This window comes from Ideonella azotifigens (assembly GCF_021043325.1).
GTDB classification, from domain to species: domain Bacteria; phylum Pseudomonadota; class Gammaproteobacteria; order Burkholderiales; family Burkholderiaceae_C; genus Ideonella; species Ideonella azotifigens.
The window spans coordinates 33,214-46,334 of record NZ_JAJNKD010000009.1 but is presented as its reverse complement, the minus strand read 5'-3'; the positions used below and the strand labels follow the sequence as shown (position 1 = coordinate 46,334).

6 protein-coding genes are annotated in these 13,121 nt (G+C 70.0%); all 6 read right to left on the bottom strand.

Going from position 1 to position 13,121, the window contains the following annotated elements:
- Positions 1–9: 9 nt before the first annotated feature.
- On the bottom strand, positions 10–5,811 hold the full coding sequence (locus tag LRH25_RS18840; protein WP_231012010.1) for a beta strand repeat-containing protein: 5,802 nt from the start codon (positions 5,809–5,811) through the stop codon (positions 10–12).
- A gap of 243 nt (positions 5,812–6,054) precedes the next feature.
- Positions 6,055–8,862: a hypothetical protein gene (locus tag LRH25_RS18835; RefSeq protein ID WP_231011937.1), complete on the bottom strand. Its 2,808-nt coding sequence runs from the start codon at positions 8,860–8,862 to the stop codon at positions 6,055–6,057.
- 192 nt (positions 8,863–9,054) lie between these two features.
- Complete coding sequence (locus LRH25_RS18830) at positions 9,055–9,804, bottom strand: SDR family oxidoreductase (protein ID WP_231011935.1); 750 nt, start codon at positions 9,802–9,804, stop codon at positions 9,055–9,057.
- Entirely contained in the window at positions 9,801–10,697 is an 897-nt protein-coding gene (fghA, locus tag LRH25_RS18825) for an S-formylglutathione hydrolase (RefSeq protein ID WP_310733334.1), read from the bottom strand. The genes LRH25_RS18830 and fghA overlap by 4 nt, the downstream gene beginning before the upstream one ends.
- A 2-nt stretch (positions 10,698–10,699) precedes the next feature.
- Entirely contained in the window at positions 10,700–11,800 is a 1,101-nt protein-coding gene (locus LRH25_RS18820; protein WP_141288326.1) for an S-(hydroxymethyl)glutathione dehydrogenase/class III alcohol dehydrogenase, read from the bottom strand.
- 93 nt (positions 11,801–11,893) lie between these two features.
- Complete coding sequence (locus tag LRH25_RS18815) at positions 11,894–12,997, bottom strand: PDDEXK nuclease domain-containing protein (RefSeq protein ID WP_141288327.1); 1,104 nt, start codon at positions 12,995–12,997, stop codon at positions 11,894–11,896.
- Positions 12,998–13,121 lie beyond the last annotated feature (124 nt).

Below are 13,121 nucleotides of genomic sequence, written 5' to 3'. Positions count from 1 at the left end.
CTGAACACATCAGCGCCTGTCGATCCCGCGCAGGCCAGCGCCCGAGACCGGCAGAACATGGGCACGCCGCTCTTCGGCCTGCAGGGTCGGCTGACCGGCCAGCGCCGCGCCGCCCAACATGGGCCGCAGTGTCATCAGGCCCGTCTTGAAACCCAGGCCACCCGGCGCGGCCGGGAGGCGGTCGACGCGGGTGATCAGGGTCGGCGCCCTGCGTGCACTTTCGGTGACCATGCCCCGGCTGGTCGTCGCCACGGCCACGCCACCGGCTGGCACACCAGCACCGGTGGCCAAGGCCCCGGTGGGCTTGGACGACAGCACGTAGCCGATGTCCGCGCCCTTGGCGGCGGCTGCCGTCAGGCTGAAGCTGATCACCAGGTTGTTGGCGCCCGCGACGAAGGTGCCCAGCGAGAGTGGGTGGTCAGTGAAGTAGGTCTGCGCCGAGGCCAGCGTCGTGAAGCTGGTGCTGATCAGCGTGGTGGCGCCGCTGACGACGCTGAAGTTCATGCTGGTGAAGCCGCCGTTGTAGGCCGTCATGCCCAAGAGGCCCAGCGTCAGGTTGCTGTTGCTGGCCAGCGAGAAGTTGTAGGTCGAGCTGGCGCTGTAGCTGCGGTTGCCGGTGGCGCTGGCCGAGTAGTTGGCCCCCAGCGAACCCAGGCCGAGCACGCTGCCGCCGCTCACCGCAGCGGTCACGTTGGGCCGGCCGCTGAGCGCGCTGGTCAGCGTGCCGGCGCTGGGCGAGCCGTTGCTGTACGCAAAGGCCTGCAGCCCGTTGCTGCCGCTGCTCAGGTTCGGGAAGGTGAAGCCTGTGGCGGTGTTGAAGGTGCTGCTGGCCTGGCTGTGGGCGCCGGCCTTGGCGGCAGCGCTGGCACTGTTGCTGATGCTGGTGCTGCCGCTGGTCACGGTGCTGACCGCCGTGCCGGTGCCGGCTTCGCCGGTGACGTAGGCATCGGCGCCGGCGTCGGCCGCCGCCACGCCCACGCTGGTGGCAGTGGCGTTGGCGGTGTAGCCGGTGGCGGTGCCGGTGGCATGGGCATAGCCGTTGGCGGCGGTGGTGGTCGCCGTGACGGTGGTGGTGGCATTGCCGCGGTTGCCGCCGTTGCTGGTGCCTCCGGTGGCGGTGGCGTTGAGCTGGCTGTAGGCCTGGGTGCTGCCGCTCAGCGTGGCGGTGGCCTTGCTGCCGGTGGCGCTGCTGGTCGAGTTGCCCGCGGTGGCCGCCATGTAGCCGGTCAGGTGGGCACCGGCCTTGGTGTCGCTCAGCGTGCCGGTGGCCGTCGCCGCGCCGGCAATGGCGGCGGTACCGGTGCTGGTGCCGCCACCAGTGCCGCCGTTGGCATTGATGGTGACGCTCAGGTTGCTGGGCTTGGCGGTGTTGAAGTTCAGGTTCGAGGTGGCGTTGCCGCCCTTGCCACCGGTGCCGGTGTACGAATAGCCACCGGCGCCGCCGTTGGCTGTCTGGGTCAGCGTGAGTGTGCCGTTGGTGTTGCCGGCCACGGCGTTGGCCACGGTGACCGCGGCGCCATTGCCGCCGTTGGCGCCGTTGTAGCCGGTGCCGCCGTTGCCGCTGCTGCCGGTCGCGTAGACCGACACCGCGCCGGTGCCGGTGGTGCCGGTGCTCTTGAGCAGGGTGGCAACGCCGCCGACGCCGCCGGTCTTGCCGGCGCCATTGGCCGAGCCGCCGCTGCCGGCGCTGGCGGTGGTCTGCAGCGTGACGGTCTGGCTGCCGCTGCTGGTGGCCACGCCCTGGCTGCTGGCCGTGCCGCCAGCATTGCCATTGGCCGCGCTGGTGCCGGCACCGCCCACACCGCCGGTGCTGGTGGTGTAGAGCGTGGTGGCGCCAGCGCCGGTGAGCGTGGCATTGGCAGTGGCCGCGCCACCGGCCGCCGCCGTGCCGGTGGCGCTGTTGCCACCGCTGCCGCCATTGGCCTGCACGCTGGAGGCCAGGCTGCTGGCGCTGGTGTTGCTGAAGCTCAGCGTGCTGCTGGCCACGCCACCCGCGCCGCCGGCGGCGCTGTCCGAACTGCCACCATAGCCGGCTGCCGCGAGCTGGTTCACGGTCAGGCTGCCTGAAGTGGTGCCGCTGACGGCATTGGCCAGCGTGACGTCCGCGCCTTTGCCGCCCTTGGCGCCGGCCGTGCCGGCACCGCCGTTGCCGCCATCGGCCCGGCCGTTGACGTAGACCGTACCGGTGCCGCTGCTGCCACTGGCGCCCATGGTGGCGCTGGCGCCGGCACCGCCGCTCTTGCCGCTGCCATTGGCCGCACCGCCGCTGCCGCCGCGGGCCTGGGCATTGACGGTGGCGGCGAAGCTGCCGCTGGCATGGGCGGCGGTGCTCACGCCCCCGCTGCCGCCGAGCTGGCCAGCCGCGCTGGCACCACCGCCGCCACCCACACCGCCGGTGGCGTAGCTGTAGATCGTCAGCGCGCCGCTGCTGGTGATGTCGGTAGTGTTGCTGGCGGTGCCGCCGGCCTTGGTGGTGCCCGAGGTGGTGCCGCCGCCGGCACCGCCGTTGGCGGTGGTGTTGACGTTGGTCTGCGCGGCGCCCAGGCCGCTCAGCGTGAGGCTGCTGACGGCATTGCCGGCGTTGCCGGCCGCCGCGGTGTAGGCATAGCCGCCGCTGCCGCCGGTGGCGTTCTGGGTCAGAGAAAGCGTGCCTGCGGTGCTGCCGGAGACGGCATCGGTCACGGTGACCGCGCTGCCGGCGCCACCGGCGGCGCCGTTGTAGCCGGTGCCGCCGTTGCCGCCGTAGGCCAGCGCGCTGGCGCTGGCTGCGCCGGTGCCGCTGCCCACCTGCGAGGCCACGCTGGCGCTGGCGCCGGCCCCGCCGGCCTTGCCGGCGCCAGAGGCCGATCCGCCGCTGCCGCCATAGGCTGTGACTTGGCTGCTGGCGCTGTGGCCCGCCGTGGTGACGGCGGCACCGGTGGCGCTGGCCGCTTTGCCGGCTGCGCCGCTGGCGGTGCTGCCACCGGCCCCGCCTTCGCCGCCGTCGCCCGAGACGTTCAGCGTCAGGTTGCCGACCGAGTGCACGTCACCGGACGCGGTGGCCGTGCCACCCACCTTGGTGCTGCCGGTGCTGGAACCGCCGCCGGTGCCACCGGTGGCGTTGACCGTGACGTTCAGCGTGCTGGCCGCAGCGTCGTTGATGGTCAGCGCGCTGGCGGCATTGCCTCCGGCGCCGGCTGCCGCCGCATCGCTGCTGCCGCCTCCACCGCCGTAGGCACCCTGGGTCAGCGTCAGGCTGCCGGTGGTGCCGCCGCTGGTCGCGTCGGTCACGGTACTGGCGCCGCCCGCGCCGCCATCGGCCCCCGCGCTTCCCGAACCACCCGAGCCGCCGCGCACCGCGTTGGCCACGTAGACCGTGCCGTTGGCGCTGCTGGCGCTGGCCGTGCCTGTGCCCTTGTTGCCCGCGCCGCCAACCTGGCCGGCACCGCCCGCGGCGCCACCCGCGCCGCCCTGGGCGTTGAGCGACAAGGAAGCGCCACTGCCGCCGCCCACCTGCAGCGCGCCGCTGGCCGTGGCCGTGCCGCCCACGGTGCCGCTGCCGGTGCCGGCCCCGCCGCCGGTGCCACCGGTGGCATAGACATAGGCGGTCTGGCTGCCGGTGGTGGTGCTGTTCAGCGTGCTGCTGGCCGCGGCGGCATTGCCGGCGGTGCCGGTGCTGGTGCCACCGCCATTGCCGCCGTTGGTGTTGACGGTGGTGGTGAGCTGCGAGGCGGTGGTGTTGTGGGTGGTCAGGCTGTTGGTGGCCTTGCCCGCGTTGCCGGCCACGCCGGTGTACGAATAGCCGCCCGAGCCGGCATTGGCCGTCTGGTTCAGGTAGACGGTGCCGCTGCTGCTGCCGGTGGTGGCGTCGGTCAGCGTGACCGCTGCGCCATTGCCGCCGCCAGCGCTGTTGTAGCCGGTGCCGCCGCTGCCGGCATTGGCGGAGGTGGTGGACGTGACCGTGCCGGTGCCCGAGGTGCCGCTGGCGCTGGATGTGGCGGCGCTGCCGTTGCCGCCCTTCTTGCCGCTGCCCGAAGCAGAGCCGCCGTTGCCGCCGTAGGAGGTGGCATTGATGTTGACGGCATGCGCCACGGTGCTGGTGCCGCTGGCGGTGGCCGCGCCGCTGCCGCCAGCGGCGCCGTTGGCGGTGGTGCCGCCGGCGCCACCGCCGCCGCCGCTGGCCGTGACGTTCACCGTCAGCCCGCCGATGCCCTGGGCGCTGCCCGTGGCCGTGGCGGCCGCACCTGCGGAGGCCGTGCCGCTGGTCGTGCCGCCACCTTCGCCGGCGTTGGCGTTGGACTGCACCAGCAGGCTGCTGGCGGCGTTGTTGACCACGTTGAGGTTGGACTTGGCCGTGCCGGCCGTGCCCGCGGTGGCGTCAGCCGAGCCGCCGGCCGTGCCGCCGACGGCGTACTGGTCCAGCGTCAGCGCGCCGGCCGTGCTGCCGGTGGTGGCGTTGACGAGTTGCACGTTGGCGCCGTTGCCGCCGCCCGCGCCGCCGCTGCCCTGGCCGCCATTGCCGCCATAGGCCCGGGTGTAGATGTTGGCCGTGCCGGGGCCTGAGCCACCCCCGGCCTGCGCCGAAGCGCCGCCGCCATTGCCGCCCTTGACACCCACGCCGGTGGCGCTGCCGCCGGTGCCGCCCATGCCCTGGGCAGTGACGTTGCTGGAACCACCGCCGGTGACGGTGCCGCTGGCGGTCGCCGAGCCGGCGCCTGCCGCCCCGCCGCTGCCCGCGCCATCGCTGCCCCCCGCGCCACCGTTGCCATAGGCCGCCAGGCTCAGCGTGCCCACACCGGTGACGCTGGCCGTGCCCTGGCCGGCCGCGCCCGCGGCGGCCGTGCCGGTGCTGGTGCTGCCACCCGAGCCACCTGTGCCGGTGACCGAGATGTTCTGGTAGCTGGCGGTGGTGTCGTTGCGGGTCAGGCTGCTGCTGCCGCTGCCCGAGGCGCCGGCCGTGCCGTAGTACGAATAGCCGCCGCTGCCGCCGGTGGCGTTTTGGGTCAGGTAAAGCGTGCCGGCGGTCGAGCCACCCACCGCATTGCTGACGCTCTGGGCGGCGCCGTTGCCGCCATTGGCGCCGTCGTAGCCAGTGCCGCCGGAGCCCGCCGAAGCAGTGGCCGCGACCGACACCGTGCCGGTGCCGGACACGCCTTGCGCGCTGATGCCGGTGACCGCGGCGCCGTTGCCGCCCTGGTTGCCGGCGCTGATCGCCGCCCCCCCGTTGCCGCCATAGGCCAGCGAGTTGGCGGTGGCGCTGCCGCCGCCTGCGGCCGTGGCGCTTGAGCTGGCGCTGGCGCCTGCGCCGTTGCCGCCGGACGAACCGGTGCCCGCGCCAGCCCCGCCATCGCCCCCCGGCGAGCCGGAACTGCCACCGCTGCCACCGTAGGCAGTGGCCGCCGCCGTGGCGTTGCCGGCTGCCGGTGTGGAAGTGGCAGAAGCGGAGGCGCTGCCGCCGTTGCCCCCCTTGCCGCCCTTGCCGCCCTGGATGGACGCCGTGCCGCCACCACCAGCACCGCCGCTGCCACCGCCGCCACCCGAAGCGGTGGCCGTGTTGCTAGCATCGCCGCTCGAAGCTGTGGCCGACGCGTTGCCGCCAACACCGCCCGCCCCACCGGCAGCCCCGGGCGTGGCGCCATTGCTGCCGGGCGTGCCCGCCGTGCCGCTGTCATTGACCGTCACCGCATAGGCTTGCTGGATGGCCGCGCTGAGCAGCAAAGGCACCAGCGGCGCGAGCACCGAGCCCAGGCGCAAGGCACGGTGGGCCGAAGAGACGGAAAACGAAGATGCGCCGGCAGGGGCGCCGGCAGAGCTGAGGGGGCGACGTGACATGGTCATTCCTTGTCGAGAGCGAACGAACGAAAGCGGCCGGGCGGTCCCGGACGCAATCCTCGTTCAGGCGATTCGTGGGCATGACAACGCGGCTCACCAAACTGGCTGCCGCCATCTCTTTCCTGCCCGGGCCGGGATGCTGCCACCCTGCCCCCGCCAAGCGTCACCCCCAGGGTGGGGATTGGCCCCGCACCGTCCCCTATTGCGGGGACGGGTTGTCACTTGGGTCGCCCGGATGACGTACTAGCGCCGGTCGGCGCCGTGCAAGGCCGCGCCCACGGAAAACACCGGCAATACCTGCCGTTTGCGAGCGGAGCCGTTTTCGCCATCTACCGCGGCGGCCACTTCCGCCCGCGGGCTCAGCCGGCTGACAAAGGCGGCACCGTCCAGGCTGGGCCGCAGCGTCACCAGGCTGGTCTTGAAGCCCAGGCCGCGGTCCGTGCGCGCCACCAGCAGCGGCGCCCGGCGCGCGCTGTCGGTACCGGCGGTGATGCTGGTAGTTGCCACCGGCGCCAGCGCACCGGTGGCCTTGGCCGACAGCACGTAGCCGATGTCCGCGCCTTTGGCCGCGCTGGCCGTGAGGCTGAAGCTGAGCACCAGGTTGTTGGCGCCGGCGGTGAAGCTGCCCAGCGACAACGGGTGGTCGGTGAAATAGGTCTGCGCCGAGGCCAGCGTCGTGAAGCTGGTGCTGACCAGGGTGGTCGCGCCACTGACCACGCTGAAGCTCATGCTGGTGAAGCCATCGTTGTGGGCTGTCATGCCCAGCAGGCCCAGCGTGAGGTTGCTGCTGCTGGCGAGAGAAAAGCTGTAGGTCGCGCTGGCGCTGTAGGTGCAATTGCCTTTTGCATAGTTGCCGTAGCTCGCGCCCAAGCTACCAAGTCCCAGCACGCTACCGCCACGCAAGGCCGCAGTCACATTGGGACGGCCGCTCAGTGCAGCGTTCAAGGCGCCTTTGCCTGGGTTGCCGTTGCTGTAAGCGAAGGCCTGCAGGCCTTCGCTGCTGCCCAGGAACCCCGCCCTGCTGTTGAAAGTGCTGACGGCCTGGCTGTGCACACCGCCCTCGGCGGTCGCACCGGCGCTGGCGGTGATCCTGGTGTCGCCGCTGGTCACGGTGCTGGTGGCGACAGCGCCGCCGCTGTTGCCGGTGGCATAGGCATCTGACCGTAGGCTGGCGGCACCCAGACCGGTGGTCAATGCGGTTGCATTGGCGACGTAGCCGACTGCTGAGGCAGAAGCAGTAGCGCTGCCGCCCGCCGCCGTGGTGTTGGCGGTAACGGTTGCAGAAGCGTTGCCCTGCCAGGTCCCGTCGCCGGCAAATGCTTGGCCGAGCAGGGCTGTATACGTCGCGGTTGTACCAGTCAAGTTCACCGAGGCAGCGCCGCCTGACGCGCCACCGGCCGAGTTACCACCTTGCGCCGTTGCTCGGGCGTTCAGCGTCCCGCCCACCCGGGTATTGCTCAGCGTCTGGACCAGGCTGGCCGCCCCGCCTGTGCCCGCCACACCGGCGTCCGTGTGGCCGCCGTGGCCGCCAAAGGCGTAGGCGTCCGTGTGCAGCTCGCTGGCTTGGCTGGTCTGGTAAGTCTGGCTGAGACCGGCGTCACCTCCATTGCCCGCCCGACCTGTGTCCGAATCGCCGCCGTTTCCGGCCTGCGCCGTTTGGCCGAAGCTGATTGCGCCATTGGTCGAAGCACTCACGGCATTCTCGATCTTGGCGCTGCCACCTTGGCCGCCAGCAGCCCCACTAAGACCACTGCCACCCGAACCGCCGAATGAATTGGCGGCAATGTCCACCTGTCCTGTATCACTCGCACCACTGCTCTTCAGCAGCTCAGCCGCGCCCCCGGCACCCGCCGCATGGCCAGGCCCAATGGCATTGCCACCGCCGCCACCGATGGCACCCATCCCCACCGAGACCGCGCTGTTACCAATCGTCCGGGCAATGCCTTGGACCTTGGTCGCCCCCCCATTGCCCCCGTTGCCATCAGCCTCGGCTGAACCACCATTGTCGGCAAAGCTTCCAACGGAGAGGAGCAATGGTCCAGCGGTAGTGATCTCGCCCACGGCCTTAGCGGTCCCACTGGCGGCGGCTTGACCAGCACTGGCACCACCGCCAGCGCCGCTGTGGGCAGTAACCATCACGGTGCGACTACCGAGGCTGCTATCGCTGAAACTCAGCATGCTGTTGGCAGAGCCCCCCGCGCCGGCCACACCTGTATCAGCGTGGCCGCCGTTGCCGCCCACTGCGGTCTGAGTCAGAACCAAAGCCCCCTCGGTGACACCGCTCACGGCATCGGCAAGCGCAGCATTGCCGCCCTTGCCACCGCCGGCACCATTCACCCCCGCTCCGCCATGGCCCGCATCAGCTTCGAGGCTCACCGTCACGACGCCCCTATCAGAAGCGGCATGTGCGCTGCCACTGCTGGCAACACCGCCGTTGCCACCGATGTTGCCGCGGCCGTTGCCGCCGCCTCCAACGCCTCCGTGAAAACTGGTAGATGCCGTGGCCGCGCCGTCGCCATGGGCGATAGCAGAGGCTACGCCGCTGGCCACACCGCCGTGGCCGCCGGATGCCCCGGCCCCGGCGCCAGCGCCGCCATTACTGCCAGGCGCGCCCGAGGCACCACCATCGCCCCCACCGGCGTGGGCCATGGCGGTTGCATCACCCTCCGCCTGCGCAGCCGTTACAGTGGCATTGGCTGCGCCACCATTACCACCTTTGCCCGCCTTGCCGCCCTGGACAGATGCGCTTCCCGCCCCGCCGGAACCGCCGGCGCCACCGCTTCCGCCGTGGGCATCCGCCGTGTTGCTCGCGTCACCGCCGGTGGCGCTGGCCATGCCGGCCCTGCCGGTCTGACCAGTGCCACCGCCACCACCGCCTGCCGAACCAGCTTGGCCAGTCTTGCCCGGTGCACCTTGCTCGCTCACGTACTCCGCGTGTGCCTGCTGGATGCTGATCGCAAGCAACAAGGGCAGCAGCGACAGAACCCGCAGGTTGGCCGCCGACGCGCCTACGCAACCGTTCGCACCCCTGCGCGAGCCACGCAATTTCATGACATTCCTCCCTGGTGACCGGGCATGGCCCGGGTGGTTCTTCTAGGCATGGGGCGCCGCATCGCATTGCAGGCCCATCCGCGGCCACGAAGCTATCAGGAAGCTGTCAATGCCGCCATCGCGCGAACGCGAGTCATCGTCTTCTGTGTGGAGGATGCGTGAAGCCGCATCCTGGGGCAAGCCAACAGCGGCTCAACCCCGCCCCACAAACGGCATGCCGGTCGCCATGATGGTCATGTTCAGCACGTTGGCGTTCAGCGGCAGCGCGGCCATCTGGACCACGGCTTCGGCGACGTGCTGGACGTCCATGCGGGCTTCGGGTTTGACGCTGCCGTCGGCTTGCGGCATGCCGTGGGCCATCGTGGCTGTCATGTCGGTGGCGGCGTTGCCGATGTCGATCTGGCCGACGGCGATGTCGAAGGCGCGGCCGTCCAGCGCAGCGCTCTTGGTGAGGCCGGTGATGGCGTGCTTGGTCGCCGTGTAGGCGATGGAGTTCGGTCGCGGCGCGTGGGCCGAGATGGAGCCGTTGTTGATGATGCGGCCACCGCGTGGGACCTGGGCCTTCATGATGCGGAAGGCCTCGCGGGTGCAGAGGAAGACTCCCGTGAGGTTGGTGTTCACCGCCGCCTGCCAGGCCTCCAGCGGCAGCGCCTCCAGCGGCACGCCGGCGGTGAACACGCCGGCGTTGTTGAACAGCAGGTCCAGCCGCCCGAAGCGCTCGCGGATCTGGTCGAACAGCGCCTGCACCGACAGCGCATCGGTCACGTCCATCGGCAGCGCCAGCGCGTTCGCGGCCTGAGGGTGGCCAGCAAACGCTGCTTCCAGCGTGCCCTGCTGGCGGCCGCTGAAGATCACCGTCCAGCCGGCCGACAGCAAGGCCAGCGCGCAGGCCTTGCCGATGCCGCTGCCGGCGCCGGTGACAAGCGCGATCCGGGTTGTCACGGCGCGCACAGCGCCGCAGCGTGGTGGCGCATGTGGTCTTCGATGAAGCTCTGGATGAAGTAGTAGCCGTGGTCGTAGCCGGCCTGGCGGCGCAGGGCCAGCGGCTGGCCGGACTTCAGGCAGGCGGCTTCGAAGGCTTCGGGCTGCAGCTGGCCTTCGAGCAGGAAGCGGTCGGCCTCGCCCTGGTCGATCAGGATGCCGGCCGGGTGCGGAGGGCTGGTCTGGGCGGCCATCAGTGCGCTGGCGTCGTGTTCAGCCCAGCTGCTTTCGTCTGCCCCCAGGTAGCCGGTGAAGGCCTTGCGGCCCCAGGCGCAGTTGCTGGGCGCGCAGATGGGTGCGAAGGCCGACAGGCTGGCGAACTCGCCGGGGTGGCGCAGCGCCAGCGTCAGGGCGCCATGGCCGCCCATCGAGTGGCCGAAGATGCCGGTGCGGCCAGCGTTCATGCCCAGCGCGGCCAGCTCGGCGCGCACGCCGGGCAGCAGTTCGCGCAGCAGGTAGCTTTCCATGCGCCAGTTCGTGGCCCATGGGGCCTCGGTCGCATCCAGGTAGAAACCGGCGCCAACGCCGAAGTCCCAGGCCTCGGCCTCGCCAGGCACGCCCGCGCCGCGCGGGCTGGTGTCTGGCATCAGGAGCGCGATGCCGAACTCGGCCGCCCAGCGCTGCGCACCGGCCTTCATCGTGAAGGTCTCTTCGGTGCAGGTGAGCCCGGCCAGGTAGACCAGCAGCGGCACCGTGGCACCCGGCTTGGCCTGCGGCGGCAGGTACAGCGCAAAGCCCATGGGCAGGCCGATCTCGCGCGATTGGTGGCGCTGGAAACGCTGCTCGCCGCCAAAGCTCAGGTGATGGCTGACCAGCTTCAACTCGTCCAGCTGCATGTTGCCTTGCACTGCCATGGTCAGAACTCCACCACGGCGCGGATGGACTCGCCGCGCTTCATCAGGTCAAAGCCTTCGTTGATGCGCTCCAGCGGCAGCTTGTGGGTGATCAGGTCGTCGATGTTGAGCTTGCCGTCCATGTACCAGTCGACGATCTTGGGCACGTCCGTGCGGCCACGCGCGCCACCGAAGGCCGAGCCTTCCCAGTGCCGGCCGGTGACCAGCTGGAACGGCCGGGTGCTGATCTCTGCACCCGCCTCGGCCACGCCGATGATGATGCTGCGGCCCCAGCCCTTGTGGGTGCACTCCAGCGCCTGGCGCATGACCTTGGTGTTGCCGATGCACTCGAAGCTGTAGTCGGCGCCGCCATCGGTCAGCTGCACGATCGCATCGACAATGTTCTCGTGGTCCTTGGGGTTCAGGAAATGCGTCATGCCGAACTTGCGCGCCATCGCCTCGCGGGCCGGATTCAGGTCCACGCCGATGATCTTGTCGGCCCCCACCATCTTGGCGCCCTGGATCACGTTCAGGCCGATGCCGCCCAGGCCGAAGACAACCACGTTGGCACCGGCTTCCACCTTGGCGCTGAACAGCACCGCGCCAACGCCGGTGGTCACGCCGCAGCCGATGTAGCAGACCTTGTCGAACGGCGCATCCGGCCGGATCTTGGCCAGCGCGATGCCGGGCACCACGATGTGGTTGGCAAAGGTGCTGGTGCCCATGTAGTGCAGGATGGGCTTGCCGCCGATGGAGAAGCGGCTGGAACCGTCCGGCATCAGGCCCTTGCCCTGGGTGGAGCGAATCGCCTGGCACAGGTTGGTCTTGCGCGAGAGGCAGAACTTGCACTGCCGGCATTCAGGCGTGTAGAGCGGAATCACGTGGTCACCCGCCTTCAGCCAGGGCACCTTGCTTTCCAGCACCACGCCCGCGCCTTCATGGCCGAGGATGGCCGGGAACAGGCCTTCCGGGTCCGCGCCCGAGAGCGTGTAGTAGTCGGTGTGGCAGATGCCGGTGGCCTTGACCTCGACCAGCACCTCGCCGTCGCGCGGTCCTTCGAGGTCCACGTCTTCGATGGTCAGGGGTTGGCCGGCCTGCCAGGCCACGGCTGCACGAGTTTTCATGGGTGTTCTTTCGATAAGGTAAGCAGTCGCCACTCAGGCGGCGAGCTGCAGTCTGAAACAAAGCATAGCGGCTGGCCGGGGCAAGTCATGGCGTCACGAACCTCGCTCTGCATCGACCTGGACCAGCGTCGTCAATTCGCGGCGCAATTCGTTCTGCAACTCGGCCTCGGTGGGCAGGTACAGCTGGTAGCGGCTGGCAAAGATCTGCCGGCTTTGCTCGGCCAGCACGTAGCGCACCACCGCGTCGTTTTTCTCGGTGCAAAGGATCAGGCCGATGGTCGGGTTGTCGCCTTCGCCAAGCAATTCACGGTCATACCAGTTCACGTACAGCTGCATCTGCCCCAGGTCGGCATGGTCCAGCTTGCCGACCTTCAAATCGATCACCACGTAGCATTTCAGCTTGACGTGATAGAAAACCAGGTCGGGGTAGAAGTGGTCGCCATCCAGCGTCAGGCGCATTTGGCGGCCCACAAAAGCGAAACCACTGCCCAACTCCAGCAGGAAGCTCTGCAATTGGGAAATCAAGGCTTCTTCCAGCTGGTTTTCCTGTAGCCGCGGCACTTCTGGCAGGTCCAGGAACTCCAGCACGTAGGGGTCCTTGATGACATCGGCGGGTTGTGTCGGAATCAGGCCCTCGCTGGCCAGCGCCAGCAAGCCGGCTTTGTCGCGACTCTTGGCCAGACGTTCGAACAGCAGCGAGGCGATCTGCCGCTCCAGTTGCCGGGCAGACCAGGCGTTTTGAACCGCTTCGATCTCGTAGAAGCTGCGCGCCTCGGGTCGCGCCACCTTCAACAAGGCGCGATAGTGTGTCCACGCCAATGCGGTGTGAAGCTGGCCGGGGCGCCAATCCGTCGGCTCGGAAAGGTCACGCAGTGCGTGACCTTTCTCCAGCAGCTGAGGGTAGCCGAGGTAAAAGCTGCGCATGTGTTTCAGCGCAGTGAGCGAAAAGCCGCTGCCAAGCTCGGCGCCCAGACGGGCCGCGAGCCCTTTCAGCAGGGCCTGGCCATAACCCGCACGTTGGGCCCCGCCCTGCTCGGCCTCGACAATTTGCTGGCCGATCAACCAGTTCGCCCGCACATGCGCCGAGTTGACCGACCGCGCCGCCTGCGCGCGCGCGCCATGCCAGATGGCCTGGATGCGCGCCAGCAGTTCAGCCTGCGCAGGTTCGCTGTTGAGCGCGTCCTGGTGCCGGCTCACCGACAGGCCTTCCTGCGCTGGCGGACAAGCAACCCGTGAAGGTCGGCTTGGTTCGGACTGTGACTGAGCGAGCGGCAAGGCATTGAAGCAAGACGAGCGGGGGTTGGCAACACCCGCGGATGCT